This is a genomic window from Sphingobium sp. LF-16 (assembly GCF_003711185.1).
Lineage (GTDB): Bacteria > Pseudomonadota > Alphaproteobacteria > Sphingomonadales > Sphingomonadaceae > Sphingobium > Sphingobium yanoikuyae_A.
This window is the reverse complement of sequence record NZ_CP029335.1, coordinates 4,183,980-4,202,291: the sequence shown is the minus strand read 5'-3', so window position 1 is coordinate 4,202,291 and position 18,312 is coordinate 4,183,980. Positions and strand designations below refer to the sequence as shown.

General features: G+C 66.7%; 18 protein-coding genes and 1 riboswitch. Of the genes, 6 read left to right on the top strand and 12 right to left on the bottom strand.

Annotation, left to right across the window (positions count from 1 at the left end):
• Window positions 1–3 precede the first annotated feature (3 nt).
• The gene (locus tag DIZ22_RS19740) at window positions 4–1,293 is read right to left on the bottom strand and encodes an adenylosuccinate synthase (RefSeq protein ID WP_048936184.1); all 1,290 of its coding nucleotides are present in this window, start codon (window positions 1,291–1,293) and stop codon (window positions 4–6) included.
• 228 nt (window positions 1,294–1,521) lie between these two features.
• On the opposite strand from DIZ22_RS19740, the gene DIZ22_RS19735 reads away from it, so the two are divergent.
• A complete protein-coding gene (locus tag DIZ22_RS19735) occupies window positions 1,522–2,379 on the top strand; it encodes an alpha/beta hydrolase (protein ID WP_048936183.1) in 858 nt (285 codons plus the stop codon).
• Here DIZ22_RS19735 and DIZ22_RS19730 read toward each other — a convergent pair.
• The 3 genes from DIZ22_RS19730 to DIZ22_RS19720 form a co-directional block, all read right to left on the bottom strand.
• Window positions 2,373–3,503 carry an ATP phosphoribosyltransferase regulatory subunit gene (locus DIZ22_RS19730; RefSeq protein WP_048936182.1) on the bottom strand — a complete coding sequence of 377 codons (1,131 nt, stop codon included), beginning with the start codon at window positions 3,501–3,503 and terminating at the stop codon, window positions 2,373–2,375. The genes DIZ22_RS19735 and DIZ22_RS19730 overlap by 7 nt on opposite strands.
• Before the next feature lie 177 nt (window positions 3,504–3,680).
• On the bottom strand, window positions 3,681–5,261 hold the full coding sequence (gene serA, locus DIZ22_RS19725; protein WP_026109465.1) for a phosphoglycerate dehydrogenase: 1,581 nt from the start codon (window positions 5,259–5,261) through the stop codon (window positions 3,681–3,683).
• A gap of 126 nt (window positions 5,262–5,387) precedes the next feature.
• Window positions 5,388–6,548 (bottom strand): phosphoserine transaminase, encoded by a 1,161-nt coding sequence (locus DIZ22_RS19720; RefSeq protein WP_048936181.1) that lies wholly within the window; start codon window positions 6,546–6,548, stop codon window positions 5,388–5,390.
• 160 nt (window positions 6,549–6,708) lie between these two features.
• Between DIZ22_RS19720 and DIZ22_RS19715 the strand changes: the two genes are divergently transcribed.
• The 4 genes from DIZ22_RS19715 to dapD all read left to right on the top strand — a co-directional run bounded on the left by DIZ22_RS19715 (window position 6,709) and on the right by dapD (window position 9,934).
• Window positions 6,709–7,407, top strand: a complete 699-nt coding sequence (locus DIZ22_RS19715) for an extensin family protein (RefSeq protein ID WP_122928679.1) — start codon at window positions 6,709–6,711, stop codon at window positions 7,405–7,407.
• Window positions 7,408–7,483: 76 nt separating this feature from the next.
• Window positions 7,484–8,362, top strand: a complete 879-nt coding sequence (locus tag DIZ22_RS19710; RefSeq protein WP_004209740.1) for a TIGR00730 family Rossman fold protein — start codon at window positions 7,484–7,486, stop codon at window positions 8,360–8,362.
• Between the two features lie 64 nt (window positions 8,363–8,426).
• A complete protein-coding gene (locus DIZ22_RS19705) occupies window positions 8,427–9,098 on the top strand; it encodes a pyrimidine 5'-nucleotidase (RefSeq protein WP_048936179.1) in 672 nt (223 codons plus the stop codon).
• Window positions 9,095–9,934, top strand: coding sequence for a 2,3,4,5-tetrahydropyridine-2,6-dicarboxylate N-succinyltransferase (dapD, locus tag DIZ22_RS19700; RefSeq protein ID WP_048936178.1), 840 nt, complete (start codon window positions 9,095–9,097; stop codon window positions 9,932–9,934). The genes DIZ22_RS19705 and dapD overlap by 4 nt, the downstream gene beginning before the upstream one ends.
• A 28-nt stretch (window positions 9,935–9,962) precedes the next feature.
• Here the strand turns inward: dapD and cobU are convergent, their stop codons facing one another.
• Genes cobU through DIZ22_RS19660 form a run of 8 tightly spaced genes read right to left on the bottom strand, consistent with a single transcriptional unit; the run spans window position 9,963 to window position 17,046 of the window.
• A complete protein-coding gene (gene cobU / locus DIZ22_RS19695) occupies window positions 9,963–10,469 on the bottom strand; it encodes a bifunctional adenosylcobinamide kinase/adenosylcobinamide-phosphate guanylyltransferase (protein WP_048936177.1) in 507 nt (168 codons plus the stop codon).
• Complete coding sequence (cbiB, locus tag DIZ22_RS19690; protein WP_048936176.1) at window positions 10,466–11,419, bottom strand: adenosylcobinamide-phosphate synthase CbiB; 954 nt, start codon at window positions 11,417–11,419, stop codon at window positions 10,466–10,468. The genes cobU and cbiB overlap by 4 nt, the downstream gene beginning before the upstream one ends.
• Window positions 11,412–12,395: a threonine-phosphate decarboxylase CobD gene (gene cobD / locus DIZ22_RS19685; protein ID WP_048936175.1), complete on the bottom strand. Its 984-nt coding sequence runs from the start codon at window positions 12,393–12,395 to the stop codon at window positions 11,412–11,414. Before cobD ends, cbiB begins: the two co-directional genes overlap by 8 nt.
• Entirely contained in the window at window positions 12,392–13,111 is a 720-nt protein-coding gene (locus tag DIZ22_RS19680; RefSeq protein WP_122928676.1) for an adenosylcobinamide-GDP ribazoletransferase, read from the bottom strand. Before DIZ22_RS19680 ends, cobD begins: the two co-directional genes overlap by 4 nt.
• Complete coding sequence (locus tag DIZ22_RS19675; protein ID WP_004209730.1) at window positions 13,108–13,677, bottom strand: histidine phosphatase family protein; 570 nt, start codon at window positions 13,675–13,677, stop codon at window positions 13,108–13,110. The genes DIZ22_RS19680 and DIZ22_RS19675 overlap by 4 nt, the downstream gene beginning before the upstream one ends.
• Window positions 13,674–14,687 carry a nicotinate-nucleotide--dimethylbenzimidazole phosphoribosyltransferase gene (gene cobT, locus DIZ22_RS19670; RefSeq protein ID WP_048936173.1) on the bottom strand — a complete coding sequence of 338 codons (1,014 nt, stop codon included), beginning with the start codon at window positions 14,685–14,687 and terminating at the stop codon, window positions 13,674–13,676. Before cobT ends, DIZ22_RS19675 begins: the two co-directional genes overlap by 4 nt.
• Window positions 14,684–15,091, bottom strand: a complete 408-nt coding sequence (locus DIZ22_RS19665) for a DUF1636 domain-containing protein (protein WP_122928674.1) — start codon at window positions 15,089–15,091, stop codon at window positions 14,684–14,686. The genes cobT and DIZ22_RS19665 overlap by 4 nt, the downstream gene beginning before the upstream one ends.
• Complete coding sequence (locus tag DIZ22_RS19660; protein ID WP_048936171.1) at window positions 15,091–17,046, bottom strand: TonB-dependent receptor; 1,956 nt, start codon at window positions 17,044–17,046, stop codon at window positions 15,091–15,093. The genes DIZ22_RS19665 and DIZ22_RS19660 overlap by 1 nt, the downstream gene beginning before the upstream one ends.
• A gap of 136 nt (window positions 17,047–17,182) precedes the next feature.
• Window positions 17,183–17,376: riboswitch (cobalamin riboswitch) on the bottom strand.
• 66 nt (window positions 17,377–17,442) lie between these two features.
• On the opposite strand from DIZ22_RS19660, the gene DIZ22_RS19655 reads away from it, so the two are divergent.
• Window positions 17,443–18,303, top strand: a complete 861-nt coding sequence (locus DIZ22_RS19655; RefSeq protein WP_048936170.1) for an ABC transporter substrate-binding protein — start codon at window positions 17,443–17,445, stop codon at window positions 18,301–18,303.
• The last annotated feature ends 9 nt before the right edge of the window (window positions 18,304–18,312 follow it).

Sequence of the window (18,312 nt, the reverse complement as noted above, 5' to 3'; positions counted from 1 at the left end):
CCCTTAATCCGCGAAGGGATCGCGGACGAGGATGGTGTCGTCGCGTTCCGGGCTGGTCGACACGAGCGTGACCGGGCAGCCGATCAGTTCCTCGATACGGCGGATATATTTGATCGCCTGTGCCGGAAGCTCCGCCCAGCTGCGCGCGCCCGCGGTGGTTTCGCTCCAGCCGGCAATGCTTTCGTAGATCGGCTCGGCCTTGGCCTGGTCCTGCGCATGGGCGGGCAGATAGTCGAAGCTCTGGTCGCCAATCTTATAGCCGACGCAGATCTTCAGTTCCTCAAAGCCATCGAGCACGTCCAGCTTGGTCAGCGCAATGCCGGTCACGCCCGAAACCGCGACCGACTGGCGCACCAGCACCGCATCGAACCAGCCGCAGCGGCGCTTGCGGCCGGTGACCGTGCCGAATTCATGGCCCCGCTCGCCCAGGCGCTGGCCGACGTCATTTTCCTGCTCGGTCGGGAACGGGCCGGAACCGACGCGGGTGGTATAGGCCTTGACGATGCCCAGCACGAAGCCAGCGCCATTGGGACCAAGACCGGTGCCGCTGGCAGCCGTGCCGGCCACCGTGTTGGACGAGGTGACGAAGGGATAGGTGCCATGGTCGATATCGAGCAGCGTGCCCTGCGCGCCTTCGAACAGGATGCGCTTGCCTTCCGACTTCGCCTTGTTGAGCGTCAGCCAGACCGGCTTGACGAAGGGCAGGATGAAGGCGGCGATCTCGGTCAGGTCGGCCATCAACTGGGCGCGGTCGATCGGCGCTTCACCGAAACCGGCGCGCAGCGCATCATGATGCGCGGTCAGCCGATCAATCTGCAGGTCGAGATCGTCGAGATGGGCAAGGTCGCAGACGCGAATGGCGCGGCGGCCGACCTTGTCCTCATAGGCCGGGCCGATGCCGCGACGGGTGGTGCCGATCTTGCCGGCGCCCGATGCGTCTTCGCGCAGGCCATCGAGGTCGCGGTGGAAGGGCAGGATCAACGGGCAGGTCTCGGCGATCTGCAGATTTGCCGGGGTGATCTCGACGCCCTGGCCCTTGAGCTTCGCGACCTCGTCACGGAAGTGCCAGGGGTCCAGCACCACGCCATTGCCGATCACCGACAGCGTGCCGCGCACGATGCCCGACGGCAGCAGCGAGAGCTTGTAGACCTTTTCGCCGACGACCAGCGTGTGGCCGGCATTATGGCCGCCCTGGAAACGGGCGACGACATCGGCGCGCTCCGACAGCCAGTCGACGATCTTGCCCTTGCCTTCGTCACCCCATTGGGCGCCGATCACGGTAACATTTGCCATGGATACACTCCTCCGCCCGCCGCGCGGACCGGCCATGCCCTTCGACGGGACTCGGCATGCCGGTGGAATAGGATGGGCGGGGTACGCCCTGTGCGGGGCGCGCGTTAGCCGGGCAGGGCCGATGCGTCAAGGTTGGAGGCACATTACACTTTGATACCAGGTGCCGGCTTTACGGCAAGATGCGCCCTCGCGATCATGGCGACACAGGGGCAGCGAAGGACGATCCATATGCGCAGACGGCTGATTCCCATCCTGATTCTCTCCCTGCTCGCGGGCGCGCCGCTGGCCGCCCAGGCCCAGACGGCTACTGCGCCGCAGGCCATGGCCTATGGCCATGATCCATTGCAGGCGATCGATTTCTGGCCGGGCAAGGGCACCAAGGCACCGCTGGTCATCTTCGTCCATGGCGGCGGCTGGAAGCGCGGCAGCAAGGACAATGCCACCGGCGCGGCCAAGGCGCCCCATTATACCGGCCTTGGCTATGCCTTCGCCTCGATCAATTACCGGCTGGTGCCCGATGCGACGGTCGAGAGCCAAGCGCAGGACGTCACCGATGCGGTCGCCCATCTGCGCAGCCGGGCGGCGACGCTGGGCATCGACCCCAACCGCATCATCCTGATGGGCCACAGCGCCGGCGCGCATCTGGTCGCGCTGGTCGGCACCGACATGCGCTATTTCGCCAAGGCCGGGCTGAAGCCCGATGCCGTGCGCGGTATCATCGCGCTGGATGGCGCCGCCTATGATGTACCAACCCAGATGGCGCAGGGCGGCCGATTCATGGCAAAAACCTATGAACAGGCGTTCGGCACCGATCCGGCGCGGCAGAAGGCGCTATCGCCGACCTTGCAGGCGGCAAAGCCCAATGCCCCCGATTTCCTGCTGCTCCATGTCGATCGGGTCGACGGCACCGCCCAGTCCAATGCGCTCGCCGCAGCGCTGCGCAAGGCGGGAACCCCGGTAGAGATCCATGCACTGCCTGGACGCGGGCTGCGCGGCCATATGCAGATCAACCGAGAAATGGGCGATGCCGACTATGCCGGCACCGGCATCGTGGACGCCTGGCTGCGTCGCCTGTTCGGTCAGTAGGCGCGGGGCTCGCTGCCATCCAGCCAGTGCGAACAGCGCTGGGCCGCGCCATCTTCGCCGTCAGCCAGGGCCGCAACCGTGTGCCAGCCCTCGGCCCGCAGCGCGGCCGCGCGCACGGCATCATGGCCGACCGGCAGGAACAGGCGCCGGGGCCGTTCGTCGCCAAAGCCCGCGTCGATCAGCGGATCGGGATAGAGCGAAAAGCCCATGGCGGGCTCGTCCGTTTCGCCGGCACGGGCAATGGCATAGCTGCCTCCACGGCCGATCTCGCCGATGAAACCCTCGGCAAAGATGGAGAAGCCGAACCAGTTCTGGAACTCGAAACCGTGCCGTTCGGTCGGGTCGAGGGTCAGGGTGATGTCCCAGCCGATCGGCTTGGCGATCGCGCGCAGGCCCGCGATGCGGCTGTCGATCGCGCCGCCCAGGCTGGCGCTGAACGCCTCCAGCCGTTCCATCGCGGCGTGGAAGGGGCCGGTCGCCTCAATGAGCGGCAGATAGGCGGCGGCGGCCGGGCTGATCGCCACCAGCGCGCCGGCATCCTTGGCGTCCAGTTCGGCGCGCACGGCTTCCAATTCTTCGGCGCCCAGCGGCAACGGGCCAGCGGCCAGCGCGTCGATCAGGTCAGGCAAGGTGAAATCGATGGTGATGCCGGTGACGCCGGCAGCGGTCAGCGCCTCGATCGCGATATTGACGATCTCGACCGCGGCGGCGGCGCTGTCGCTGCCGATCAGCTCGGCGCCCAGCTGCATCTTCTCGCGCTCCGGACGCAACTGGCTCGCCTTCTGGCGGATCACCGGCCCGGCATAGGACAGGCGCAAAGGCCGCGGCGCGCTGCGCAGGCGGGTGGCCGCGATGCGACCGACCTGCGCGGTCATGTCGGGGCGGAAGGCCAGGGTACGCTGGGACACCGGGTCGACGGCGCGGACCAGATCCTGCGCGCGCATCGACTTGAGGCGCTGGGTCAGCGTATCCTCGAACTCCGCCAGCGGCGGCATGACCCGTTCATAACCATGGGTCGCGACCGTATCGAGCACGCGGCGCGCCAGGCGCGCGGAGGCTTCGGCCTGCGGTGGCAGGCGATCGGATAGCCCCTCCGGGAGCAAGCTTGGCGGGATCATGGTCATGAGACAGGCCCTTTAGCGGAATTTTGGGGTTAGGCCATCCCCTACCCCCGTTCGGTTCGAGCTTGTCGAGAACTGTTCTCGACGAAGCTTCTCGACAAGCTCGAAGCCTGTCCTGAGCGCCTGCCTTGCAGGCAGTCGAAGGGCTGCTCGAACCGAACGGCAGATATTTAGGTCAGCTTAGGCGAAGCGCAGCAACTTCACCTGCTTCACGCCGGCGAGGTTACAGATCGCCCAGCGCAGCGGTTCGGTGACGGTGCCGTCGACCGACAGCAGCAGCACGGCTTCACCGCCCTGGTTGCGACGGCCCAGGTGGAAGGTGCCGATATTGACGTCCGACTCGCCCAGCTTCGAGCCCAGGCGACCGATGAAGCCCGGCGCGTCCTGGTTGACGATGTAGAGCATGTGGCCGTCGAGATCGGCTTCGACCTTGATGCCGAACAGTTCGACCAGGCGCGGCTGGGCATGGCCGAACAGCGTGCCGGCCACCGACTTGTCGCCCGCTTCGGTCGAAACGGTGACGCGCACCAGCGTCTGATAGTCGCCCTCGCGGTCATGGCGCACTTCACGCACGTCCAGACCACGCTCCTTCGCCAGGAAGGGCGCGTTGACCATGTTCACCGTGTCCGAATAGACACGCATCAGGCCGGCCAGCACCGCCGCCGTGATCGGCTTCTGGTTCAGCTCGGCGGCATGGCCCTCGACCTCGACCGCGACGCCGGTGATGGCATCGCCTTCCAGCTGGCCGATCAGGCTGCCCAGCTTTTCCGCCAGCGCCATATAGGGCTTGAGCTTGGGCGCTTCCTCGGCCGACAGGCTCGGCACGTTCAGCGCATTGGTGATGCCACCGTCGAGCAGATAGTCGCTGAGCTGTTCGGCCACCTGCAGCGCGACATTGACCTGCGCTTCGTCAGTCGATGCGCCCAGATGCGGGGTGCAGATGAAGTTGGGCGTGCCGAACAGCGGCGATTCCTTGGCCGGTTCGGTCTGGAACACGTCGAGCGCGGCGCCGGCGACATGGCCCGAATCCAGCGCCTCCTTCAGCGCCGCTTCGTCGATCAGGCCGCCACGGGCACAGTTGACGATGCGCACGCCCTTCTTGGTCTTGGCCAGATTTTCCTTCGACAGGATGTTGCGGGTCTGGTCGGTCAGCGGCGTGTGCAGCGTGATGAAGTCGGCCTTCGCCAGCAGCGTGTCGAGATCGGCCTTTTCCACGCCCATTTCCACGGCGCGCTCGGGCGTCAGGAACGGATCGAAGGCAACGACCTTCATCTTGAGGCCGAGCGCGCGGCTGGCGACGATCGAGCCGATATTGCCGGCGCCGATCAGGCCCAGCGTCTTGCCGGTCACTTCCACGCCCATGAAGCCGTTCTTGGGCCACAGGCCCTGCTGCGTCTGGGCATTGGCTTCGGGGATCTGGCGGGCCAGCGCGAACATCAGCGCGATGGCATGTTCGGCGGTGGTGATCGAGTTGCCGAACGGCGTGTTCATCACGATCACGCCCTGGGCCGATGCGGCCGGGATATCGACATTGTCGACGCCGATACCGGCGCGGCCGATGACCTTGAGGTTGGTCGCCGCGTCGAGAATCGCCTTGGTGACCTTGGTCGAGCTGCGGATCGCGAGGCCATCATAGGCGCCGATCATCGCGGCCAGTTCTTCGGGCGTCTGGCCGGTGATGACGTCAACCTCGACACCACGCTCGCGGAAGATCGCGGCGGCGCGGGGGTCCATCTTGTCGGAAATGAGAACCTTGGGCATGGCGAATTGCCTTTCTTGCAATTCGTCATCCTGACGAAGGTCAGGATCTCAGGCGGCGAACTCGTACCTAGAGGCCTGAGATCCCAGCTTTCGCTGGGATGACGGGAATATAAAGGGAGAGGTTAGTTAAGCAGCCTTCACGGTCGCATAGGCCCAGTCGAGCCAGGGACCGAGCGCCTCGATATCGGCGGTCTCGACCGTGGCACCGCACCAGATGCGCAAGCCCGCCGGGGCGTCGCGATAGCCCGCCACGTCATAGGCGGCGCCTTCCTTTTCGAGCAGGCCAGCGAAGGCCTTGATGAAGGCTTCGTCGGCGCCCTCGACGGTCAGGCAAACGCTGGTGGTCGAGCGCGAGGCTTCGTCGACGGCGAGATGGCCGAGCCAGTCGCGTTCGGCGACGATCTTGCCCAGCGCCGCCGCATTGGCGTTGCTGCGCGCGATCAGGCCCTGGAGGCCGCCCAGCGACTTGCCCCATTCGAGCGCGAAGATCGCGTCCTCGACAGCCAGCATCGACGGGGTGTTGATGGTTTCGCCCTTGAACACGCCTTCGGCGAGCTTGCCCTTCGCCATCAGGCGGAACACCTTGGGCAGCGGCCAAGCGGGCGTGTGGTTTTCCAGGCGCTCGACGGCGCGGGGGCCCAGGATCAGCACGCCATGGCCGCCCTCGCCGCCCAGCACCTTCTGCCAGGAGAAGGTGGCGACGTCGATCTTGGTCCAGTCGATCTCATAGGCGAAGACCGCGCTGGTGGCGTCGGCGAAGGTCAGGCCTTCACGATCGGCCGGGATCCAGTCGGCGTTCGGCACGCGCACGCCCGATGTGGTGCCGTTCCAGGTGAAGAGCACATCGTTCGAGAAGTCGACGGTGGAAAGGTCGGGCAACTGGCCATAGTCGGCGCGGATCACGGTGGGATCGAGCTTCAGCTGCTTGGCGGCGTCCGTCACCCAGCCTTCGCCGAAGCTTTCCCAGGCCAGCGTCGTCACCGGGCGGGCGCCCAGCATCGTCCACATCGCCATTTCGAAGGCGCCGGTGTCGCTACCCGGCACGATGCCGATGCGGTGGGTGCCGGGCAGGTTCAGCAGCTCGCGCATCAGGTCGATGCTGTAGGCGAGGCGGGTCTTGCCGATCTTGGCGCGGTGCGAACGGCCGAGCGACTCGGTAGCCAACTTGGCGGCATCCCAGCCCGGAGGCTTGGCGCAGGGACCGGAAGAGAAAAAGGGGCGAGCCGGACGGGTTGCGGGCTTTGCGGCAGGCGCAATGGTGGCGTCAACGGCAGTCAGATCAGTCATGTAATGCGTCTCCTTACAGAGAGCACGCGCGGCGTTGGGACCGCGTGGCCCGTCGGCCGCCCTAAAGATTTCGGAAAAAGAGTCAAGCCGCAGCAAAATGCGACGAAATGACAGCGCCGTTAACCCATCAGCTCGGAAAGCCGTGGTAAATGCGGGATTGATGGTAGAGCGGGCGACGAAAAATTCGGTATGGCGCAGCGCGGCCCTGGCCGCGACGATGGCGAGCATGCTGGCCGCCTGCAGCGGCGACCTGGTGCCCAAAGGTCGAGTCGCGCGTGCATCCAAGCCGGTGAAGAGCGCGCGCCCGGCCACCCCGCCCGCGCCGCCGCCACTCGAAACCCGGCAATGTTTCGCCAAGCTGCAATCCCAGTCGGTCGCCTTCACCCCCCTGCCCGACCAGAATTTCGGCGGCGGATGCAGCGCGATCGGTAGCGTCAAGTTGCTCGACATCGGTGTGCCGACCTCAGGCCTGGGCGCCATGACCTGCAACCTAGCCGCCAATTTCGCGGCCTGGTCGCGCTATGCCGTGCAGCCCGCCGCCCGGCTGATCCTGGGCGCGGAGATCGAGAAGATCGAGACATTCGGCACCTATAATTGCCGGCCGATCGCGGGCAGCGGCAAGCTTAGTGAACATGCCCACAGCAATGCGATCGACGTATCCACCTTCGTCCTGAGCGACGGGCGGCGGATCAGCGTCGAGAAGGACTGGAATGGTGACAAGCGCACCCGCCAGTTTCTGGAAGTGGTCCATGCCAGCGCCTGCAAGCGGTTCAACACGGTGCTGTCGCCCGACTATAACGCCGCCCATCATGACCATTTCCATTTCGACATGGGTGGCCGCGGCGGCTTTTGCCGCTAAGCCGAAATAGCCAACTTGGCGGATTTTCCCGCTAACGGTCTTGGCATTGTCACCTGCCGCGCCTAGCTTGTTGGGAATGACCAAGAAAGAAATTGAAGAACGCAAATTCCGCCCCGCACGCCAGGAAGCGGACGACGCCAGGAAGGCGATCGAAACCCCCCAGACCAGCAGCGCCGCCTACAAGCTCGCCTTCCAGGACAATGAGTTCCTGCTGCGCGAGGATCTGCGCCCGGTGCGCTTCCAGCTCGAATTGCTCAAACCCCAGCTGCTGATGGACGAGGCGCGGATCGAATCCACCTTCGTCTTTTACGGCTCCGCCCGAATTCCCGAACCCGATCAGGTCCAGGCGCGCATCGACGCGGCCACCACGCCCGAACAGAAGAAGATTGCCGAAAATCTGGGCAAGAAGGCCCGCTATTATGAGGAAGCGCGCAAGCTGGCGCGGATCGCGGCGCAATATCCGGTGAACGCCGCCGGTTGCCGTCATTTCGTCGTCTGCTCGGGCGGCGGTCCCTCGATCATGGAAGCGGCCAATCGCGGCGCAGTCGATGTCGGCCAGACCACGATCGGCATGAACATCGTCCTGCCGCATGAACAGGCGCCCAACCTGTTCGTCACGCCGGAGCTGAGCTTCCAGTTTCACTATTTCGCGCTGCGCAAGATGCATTTCCTGCTGCGCGCCCGCGCGCTCGCGGTCTTCCCCGGCGGCTTCGGCACGTTCGACGAGATGTTCGAGCTGCTGACCCTGATCCAGACCGGCAAGATGAAGCCGATCCCGATCCTGCTGTTCGGCAAGGATTTCTGGAACAAGGTCGTCGATTTCGAGGCGCTGGCCGATGAGGGCGTGATTTCGCACAATGACCTCAACCTGCTGACCTGGGTCGAGACGGCCGAGGATGCCTGGGCCGCGGTGCAGGACTTCTATCACGACAGCGAAGCGCCCGGCTGCGGCTGATGCGTCCGATCCATGGGGCCTTTGCGCCCTTGCCCTAATCCCCGGCGGGGATTAGGGCCCGGCCATGCGCGCGGACCTGGCCCATGTCGACACCTGGATCTTCGATCTGGACAATACGCTCTATCCGGCGAAGGCGAACCTGTTCGCGCTGATCGACGTGAAGATGGGCGAATATATCCAGGGCCTGCTGGGCTGCGACCCGGCCGAGGCGCGGATCGTCCAGAAACGCTATTTTCTGGAACATGGCACAACCCTGTCGGGACTGATGCACCATCATGGCATCGAGCCGCGCGAATTTCTCGACTATGTCCATGACATATCGATGGAGCGGCTGGCGGTCGATGCCGATCTCAACGCCCATATCGCCGCCCTGCCCGGCCGCCGCCTGATCTTCACCAATGGCGACGCCACCTATGCGGGCCGCGTGCTCGACCGACTGGGCCTCGCCGGCGCGTTCGAGCTGATCCACGACATCCATGCCTGCCGCTATGTGCCCAAGCCCGATCCGTCAGGCTATGCCGAGCTGTGCAGCGTCCACGCCGTCGACCCGACCCGCGCTGCCTTCTTCGAGGACATGGCCCGTAATCTGAAGCCCGCCAAGGCGATCGGCATGACCACCATCTGGGTCAATAACGGGTCGGAAGCGGGCAATCACGACCATCATCCCGATTTCATCGATTATGAAACCGACCATCTGACGCCGTTCCTGGCGGATATTTTTGGGGAAAGACCATGAGCCAAGACCTGATCGCGATCATCGACGCCGCCTGGGAGGACCGGGCCAACATCAACCTGTCGACCCAGGGCGACGTCCGGCAGGCAGTCGACAAGGCGCTGGCCCTGCTCGACAAGGGCGAACTGCGCGTCGCCGAGCCGACCGAAGCCGGCTGGCAGGTCAACCAGTGGGCGAAGAAGGCCGTGCTGCTCTCCTTCCGCCTCAACGACAATGTCATGATCGACAATGGTCCGGGCGCCGGCCACTGGTGGGACAAGGTGCCCAGCAAGTTCGCCGGCTGGGACGAGGCCGCCTTCCGCGCCGCCGGTTTCCGCGCCGTGCCGGGCAGCTTCGCCCGCGCCGGATCGCACATCGCCAAGAATGTCATCCTGATGCCCAGCTTCGTCAACATCGGCGCCTTCGTCGATGAAGGCACGATGGTCGACACCTGGGTGACGGTCGGCAGCTGCGCCCAGATCGGCAAGAATGTCCATCTATCGGGCGGCGTGGGCATTGGCGGCGTGCTGGAACCGCTGCAGGCCGACCCGGTCATCATCGAGGATGACTGCTTCATCGGCGCCCGTTCGGAAGTGGTCGAGGGCGTGCGCATCGGCAAGGGGTCTGTGCTGTCGATGGGCGTGTTCATCGGCATGTCGACCAAGATCGTCGATCGCGCCACCGGCGAAGTCTTCATCGGCGAAGTGCCGCCCTACTCGGTCGTCGTCCCCGGCTCGCTGCCCGGCAAGCCGCTGCCCGACGGCACGCCCGGCCCCAGCCTCTATTGCGCCGTGATCGTCAAGCGCGTCGACGCGCAGACCCGGTCGAAGACCGGCATCAACGAACTGCTGCGCGACTAATCGAGCGAGGGGGCGGTCCGCCGCCCCTTCACCCCTTCAGGGCTAGCGGCAGGCCCGCCGCAACGAAAACGACCCGATCCGCCACCGCCGCGACCCGCTGGTTCAACGTGCCGGCCAGATCGCGAAAGCGCCGCGCCAGCGCATTGTCGGGCACGATGCCCAGCCCCACTTCATTGGCGACCAGGATGATCGCCCCGTCATGGGCCAGGATCGCGGCACAGAGCGCGTCGGCCGCCGCCTCCCCATCCCGATCCGCCAGCAGCAGGTTGCTGGCCCACAAGGTCAGGCAGTCGACCAGCACGGCCTTGCCCCGCGCCGCCGCGATCGCGCCGGGCAGGTCGATCGGCGCCTCGACCGTTTCCCATTCCGGCCCGCGATCGGCCCGGTGCCGGGCGATCCGGTCAGCCATTTCCGCGTCCCAAATCTCGGCCGTGGCGATGAAGACGTGCGCGCCGGGCAGCGCTTCGGCCGCCGCCTGGGCATGGCGGCTCTTGCCCGATCGCGCGCCGCCCAGCACCAGCAGGCTGCTTGTCATATCATGTCTCCCGCAAACAGCGCCTGCAGCCCGGCCACCAGCCAGAGCAGCAGGCAGGCCTGAACATAAATGGCGAGCGCCCACCGCAGGTCGAGAGGATCGGCCTCCATCCGCCCGCTGCCGACCCAGGGCTTGTCATGGCGCACGCCATCATAGCGGATCGGTCCGGCCAGCCGCAGGTCGAGCGCGCCCGCCATCGCCGCTTCGGGCCAGCCGGCATTTGGTGAGGCATGGTTGCGCGCATCGCGCCACATCACCCGCCAGCCGCCACCCCCGGCCAGACAGAGCAGGCAACCGGCCAACCGCGCCGGGATCAGGTTCATGAGGTCATCGGTGCGCGCCGCCGCCCAGCCGAACGGCCCCCAGGGTGCCTCACGATGGCCGATCATGCTGTCGGCCGTGTTGACCGCCTTATAGGCCCACACACCGGGCAGGCCCAGCAACAGCAGCCAGAAGAAGGGTGCGACGACGCCGTCGCAGAAGCTTTCCGCCAGGCTCTCGATCGCGGCGCGGGTCACGCCGCTTTCATCGAGCGATTGCGTATCGCGGCCGACGATCATGCCGACCGCCTCGCGCGCGGCCGACAGATCATTGGCCGCCAGCGCGCGATGGACGGCGCGGACATGGCTATAGAGGCTGCGCAGCGCCAGCGCCGGATAGGCCAGCAGGCCGATCAGCAGCCAACTCCATGGTTCGGGCAGCCAGAAGCGGAGCAGATACTGGACCAGCCATCCGCCACCGCCCGCCACCGACAGCAAAAGCAACAACGTTGCAATCCCGCCCATTTTCCGGGCGAGAGCGCTACGCGCCGGATCATTCCAGCGCGCGGCACAATGATCGATGAGCCGCGCAAAGCTGCCGACCGGATGGCCGACCCGGCGATAGAGTGCCGCTGGCCAGCCGACCGCTGCATCGAGCGCGAGCGCCAGCAACGCAACCGGATCAGCCACGACGCAGCGCCCGTTCCAGTCGGGTCAGGCCCATCGCGTCGGCCGGCAGGCCGATGCGCAGCCAATGCGGCTGACTATCGAAGGGCCGGGTCAAAATCGCCTGCCCCGCCAGTCGCTCAAAAAGCGCCATGGCATGGGGCGTTTCGATCAGGCGGAAGAGCGGGCTTTGGCCGATCGGCTGATAACCGCAGCGCAACAGTAGCGCGTCGAGCGCCCGCGCCTCCCGCTGGAGCTGGTCGCGCATCGCTTCTATCCAAGCTCTATCGCGATAGCCGGCCGTGCCGACGGCAATGGCGGCGGCCGACACCGGCCAGGCACCCAGCCTGTCCCGCACCCGCGCAACGATCGCGCGCGGCGCCACCAGAAAACCGAGGCGCAGGCCGGCAAGCCCGAAAAACTTGCCGAAGGACCGCAGCAGCATGAGGGGGCGATCGTCGGCCACGAAGGGCGCCAAGCTGATATCCGGATGGCCATCGGCAAAGGCCTCATCCACCACCAGCCAGCCATCCGACCCGCGCCGGTCGAGCAGGGCCAGCAGATCGGCCACGCCATGGATGCGCCCGTCGGGATTATTGGGATTGGCAAGGATCAGCGTCTGCCCATCGGCCTCGTCCAGACGGTCGAGATCGACCGGCGCGGCGCCGGACACCATCGCGCCATGGGTGCGATAGGCCGGGCTGGCATGGCGGACCGAACCGTCAAGCAATGCGCCAACGAGGCGCAGGCCAACCTCCGTCCCCGGCAGTGCGCAGACATGATCGGCCGCGACGCCAAAATGGTCGGCCGCCGCCTGTTCGAGCGCGCGCAGCCCCTGCTCGTCGGGCAAGGCGCGCCAGTCGATCACCTGCTCGGCAGCGCCGGGCCAGGCATGGGGATTGATGCCTGTGGATAAGTCCAGCCAGCTTTCGGGCGCGCCGCCGAAATGCGCGCTCGCCGCCGCCACGCCGCCGCCATGCCAGGTCCAGCGCGTCGTCATGTTGTGCCGCTCGCGATCAGGACGACGAAAAGCAGCCCGCTTTCAACCAGTTCAATGCCCGCGCCATGGCCATCGCCGGAAATGCCGCCCAGCCTGCGCCTCAGCCACAGGCCCCAGACCAGCATCAGCAGTGGCGCTGCGAGCAGGGCTGGCAGCCACCAGGCGGCGATTATCAACAGACTTATCCACAGGGCGATGTGGATCGTTTTGACGGCATCGGCAAAACGCGCGCCCAGCCCGGCATGCAGGGGCGGCATCATGCGCGCCCACAGCAACGGCCCGATCCGCGCGGCAAAGGGAATGAGCAGCAGCGGCAACATCATGCCCCGCTCGACCAGCGCATGGAGCAGCAGCAGCTTGGCGATCAGTTGCAGGCCAATCGCCACCACGCCGAAACTGCCGACATGCGGGTCGGCCAGCACCGCCAGCAGCCGGTCGTGCCCCTTATGCACCGCGCCGCACGCGTCGGCGATGTCGCCGAGCCCATCGAGATGCAGCGCCCCGGTCACGCCGACCCAGCAGAGCAGCCCGGCCAGCGCCCCGACCCAGGGATCGATGCGAACGCCAAGATTGACAGCGAACATGACAGATAGACCGACAATCGCGCCGACCGCCGGAAACCATCGGAACGACCGTGCGAAGTGTGTCTCGTTCGCTGTCACCTTCGGCATCGGCAGGCGGGTCAGAAACTGGATGGCAAGGACCAGCCCCTTCATGGGCGCAGGCCCGTGATGCGGGCGAGCGGCGGTTCACCGGTCCAGCGTTCCAGCGACAGCAAGGCGGCATAGGGCAGGCCGAAGCTCCAGCTCTGCTGCACGCTGAACCCGCACAGATGGGCCAGCGCCGCGCGCATCGCCCCGCCATGGGTCAGCACCAATGTGGGCACGCGCGGCAGATCCTCGACAGCATCGGCGATCCGCCCCAGCAATGCCGTCCAGCCCTCGCTGCCCGGCGGCGCGAAGCCATCGGGATCCTGCCAGAAACGGGCGAGCGCCTCGGGATCGACATCGGCCGGGGCCAGACCATCCCAGATGCCGAAATCCAGTTCCCGCCAGCGCGGATCGACCCATACCGGCAAGCCGGCGCGCTCGCCGATCGCGGTCGCCGCCTGCCGGGCGCGCTGCAGGTCGGACGTCACGATCATCTCGATCTCCAGCCCCTCCGCCTGCGCCAGGCAGGCATCGATGCCCGCGCGCGTCGGCACGCTGTCGGTCCGCCCCAGCAACAGGCCGGGCGTCTCGGGCGCGCCATGCCGCAGCAGGTGGAGCGGCATGCCCATCATGTCGCGGTCGACACCGCCGCCTCGGCAAAGGTCGCCATGCCGCTATGCGCGGCTACGGCCGCACGGACGATATTGGCCGCCACCGCCGCGCCGCTGCCTTCGCCCAATCGCATGTCGAGGCTCAGCAGCGGTTCAAGGCCCATCCGCTCCAGCAGCAGGCCATGGCCCGGCTCGGCCGAGCAATGGCCGGCCAGGCAATGGTCGGCAAAGACCGGCACCTGCGCCACCAGCGGCGCGATCGCGGCGCAACTGATGAAACCGTCGAGCAGCACCGGCACGCCCAGCTGGCGGGCGCGCAGCACCGCGCCGGCAATCGCCGCCAGTTCGCGCCCGCCCAGCCGGCGCAGTGTTTCAAAGGCTCTGTCCGGCGCATCGGCATGGAAGGCGAGCGCGCGATCGATCGTCGCGATCTTGCGCGCAATCCCCTCGCCATCGACGCCCGTACCGGGACCAACCCAGTCACTGACCTTTCCGCCGAAGCTGCGGGCGCTCAGGGCTGCTGCGGCGGTCGAATTGCCGATCCCCATCTCGCCCACGACCAGCAGGTCCAGATCCTCTTCGGCCGCCGCCGCGCCGATCGACAGCGCGGTCAGGCACTCCTCCTCGGTCATGGCCGGGGCGATGGTGAAGTCCGCCGTTGGCCGGTCCAGATCGATCGATCGCACCGCCAGTTCCAGCCCGGCCACACCGGCCAGCGCGTTAATCGCCGCGCCGCCGGCGGCGAAATTGGCGACCATCTGCGCGGTCACGGCGGCGGGATAGGCGCTGACGCCATGGACGGTGAAGCCATGATTGCCGGCAAAGATCGCGGCACGCGCCCGTTCCAGGCGCGGCACCGCGCGCCCCTGCCAGCTTGCCATGAAGATCGCGACATCCTCCAGCCGGCCGAGCGCCCCCAATGGCTTGGTCAGCTCGGCCTGCCGCGCGCGTGCCGCCGCGCTCGCCAGTTCCTCGGCCGGTGGCAGGTTGGCCAGGGCATTCTCAAAATCGGTGATCGAGGCGAAGCTCATTCGACGACAAATCCTTCCGGCGGGGTACGGGTGATGAAATGGCCCTTCACGCCTTCGGGCCACTCACGAAAGGCGACGCGGCCATGATCGCTGGCGGCATAGGCAATGGCGTAATCGAGGATCGCGCGTGCCGCATCGGCATCCGGGGTGAACCGCCCCATGACATAGCCGACCTTGCCGGGCGCGCGCAGATGGACGGTGCAATGATCCTGGCAGGCGAACAGGCAGGGCATGTCCTGCACCGCGACGGTGGCATAGCACGGGTCGGAGGCCTGCACCGTGCGCAGCGCCTCCGCCAGCCGTGCCCCGCCGCGCACGCCCTCCCCGTCCTCCCGCGCTTCGGCCGAATGACGGCAGGTATTGCAGGCGACGATGGCGGGGCCGGGTTCGACGGGACGCAGCATCAGAAGCGCCCCCGGAAGCCGGCATAGATGCTGCGGCCGAGCGTGCCATAGCGATAGGCCGTCATGTAGTTCTCGTCGAAGAGATTCTCGACGCGGGCGAACAGGCGCAACGCCGGGGTGAACGCATATTCGGCGCGCAGGTCGACCAGCGTATAATCGTCCAGCCGCGTCGTGTTGGCCGCATTGTCATAGCTGTGGCCGGACCAGCGCACCGCCGCGCCGGTGGTGAGGCCGAAGGGCCAGGCATAGCTGATCGACCCATTGGCGCTGTTGCGCGGCCGGCGCGGCAGCCAATTGCCTTCGTTCGCAGTGTCCTCCGAACGATCCTCCGCCACGGTCCAGCTATAATTGCCGTCAATGGTCAGCCCCTTGACCGGCTCGACCGCCACCTGCGCCTCTATCCCATGCGCCTTGGCGCGCGCGACATTGAGATAATAGCCATAGCGGCGGGTGGTGGTGCCGGGCGTGAAGCAGCGCGGATCGGTCGAGCTGGTGGAACAGCTATTATAGATGATCTGGTCGGTCGTGGTCCGGTCGAACCAGGTCGCGCCCAGCCGCAGCTTCTCGCCAAGGAAGCGCTGCTCCGCGCCCGCTTCCCAGCCATGGGCGCGTTCGGGGTCGAGCGCCTGATTCCCATATTCGGAAAAGAGCTGATAGAGGGTCGGCGCCTTGAACCCCTCGCCATAGCTGGCGCGCAGCACCGTCCCGGTCGGCAGCGCCCAGACGCCCCCGGCGGAAAAGAGGGTACGGCCGCCATAGCGATCATGATCGTCATAGCGCAGCCCGCCAGTCAGGGTCAGGCCCGTAATCGGCTGGGCATTAAGCTGGCCATAGACGCTGGTGATCTCCGCCTTGCCGCGGGCCGGGTCGGGAATCGGCACCGAAAGCGAGGCCGAAGGCGACACGCTGCGGAAGCGGCTATTCTCATTCTCCACCCCGAACAGCGCGGTCCAGCCGTCGGCGATCGCGAAGCTGCCCTGATATTCGAGCCGCTGGTTGCGCCCGGCGGCGTCGAAGCTCTGCTTGCGCGGGTTGCGCGGGTCATAATTGTCGCGATCGGTGTCGGTATAGCCATAGCCGAAACGGTTGCGGAAGCGGCCGTCGAGCAGTGCGACGTTAAGGCCGGCATAGCCGACAAATTCGCGATTGGTGCCATAGGCGGGGCTGTCCGCGCTGGTCGCGTCGAAATCGACATGGCCATCGGAATAATAGCCGCGCAGGTCCGCGCTGATTCCGTCCGCCAGCGCCACCTCGACCCGGCCGGTGACGCTGCGGTTGGTATAGCCGTCCTTCTCCTTGCCGCCAAAGGCCGGGCTGATCGCCGAAATGCCGTCGGTGGTGAAGCTCTGGCCACCGATCCTCCAACTGACCGGGCCGGTCTTGCCGCCCAATGCCGCGCGGGCGCTGACCGTGTCGCGCGACCCCGCCTCTATGTCGAAGCTCCCCTCCAGCGCCTTTTCGGGCATGGCGGTGACGACATTGACGACGCCACCGATTGCCTGACTGCCCCACAGGGTCGACTGGGGACCGCGCAGCACTTCTATGCGCGAGGCGTCGCCGACCAGCAGATTGGCGAAATTATAGCCGCCGCCGGCCGAGGACGGATCGTTGAGCTTCACCCCGTCGATCACGACCACGGTCTGGTCGGATTCCGCGCCGCGGATGCGCAGCGACGTCGCCGTGCCATAGCCGCCATTGCGCGAGATGCTGACGCCGGGCGTGCGCAGCAGCAATTCGGTGACGCCCAGATCCTGCGCCCGGTCGATCGCCGCCTTGTCGAGCACGGTGACGGAGGCCGGCACCTGATCGGCCGGCGTGGCGAGGCGGGTCGCGGTGACGAGGATCGAGGATGCCCCGGCATCGGCGGCGGCATCGGGCGGTGGCGCCTGCTGCGCCTCTTCGGCGAAAGCGGTGGTGGAGAGAAGGAAAGAACAGAAAGTCAGATATTTGAACACATGAGCCCCCGGACGAGGGACCGCATCCCAGGGACGATATCGGTGCCCGGCCGGGCGCGACATGGTCCCCGCACCTATGCGGTCCACCTGTCGCCACGCGGGTTCACCCCCGTCCGCTCGGCACACCCTGTCCGCGCGAAGGACGACCGCGACGGGCAGGTCTCCTGGCTCGCGGGTCATCGCTGATTCATGCCGCCTTCTCAGAACCTTGCGGTCCCAATGGCATATGGCACAAAGGCTCGCCGCTCACAGTTGCAGGGGCAGCCGGGGTCTTGAACCCCATTCCCTTTTCATCCCCGCTGCCGGGGAACCTGTCGCAGTCCGGGCGATAGGCGAGCCCGACTGGAGCGTCAATCTTCCTTGCCTGGCGGAGCGCGCCGGCTAAGGGAGGTGGCCATGCGGATATTTGCGCCCATCGGCCCCGGCAAGGGGATGATCGCCCTGATGATCGCCCTGATCGGCGGTGCCACATTATGGGCGGCCACCGCGCGCCAGCCTGCCAATGCAGGCAAACGTCCGCAACGGATCGTGTCGCTCAACCTGTGCGCCGACCAGTTGCTGGTGGCGCTGGCCGATCGCGACCAGATTGCCGGCCTGACCCATAATGCCGGCGATCGGCAGATGTCGGCGGTGGCTGCCGCGACCCGCGGCCTGCCCATCCTCGACGGATCGGCCGAGCAGATTTTGGCGACCAATCCAGACTTGGTGATCGGCATGCCGGCGCGGCGCAATCCGGCGATCGCGATCCTCAAGGCCCAGCATTATCCCGCCGTCGACCTGAAAAGCGCGGACAGCTATGCCGATATCGTCGCGTCGATCCGCACGGTGGCGCAGGCGATCGGCCATGCCGACCGGGGCGAAGCGATGATCGCGCGGATGGACCGGGAGCTTGCCGCCCTGCCCCGTGCGCCGAAGCCGAAGGTCGCCGCCTATTATCAGCGGCGCGGCTACATGACCGGCACCGGCACGTTGGTCGACGACCTGATGACGCGGGCAGGGCTGCGCAACCTGGCCGCCGACCTTGGCAAGCCGGCGATCGCGCAGGTCAGCCTGGAGGAGATGGTCGCCGCCCGGCCCGATTATCTGATCGTCGAGAGCGCCACCGACCGGATCACCGACCAGGGCACCGAAATGCTGCACCATCCGGTGCTACGCGACATAGCGCGCATCAGCCTGCCCCAGGCCTGGACCGTGTGCGGTGGTCCTGCCTATGTGCAGGCGGCACGCGCCCTCTCCCAAGCCGTCAGCGCCCGCTGAAGCTGGGCC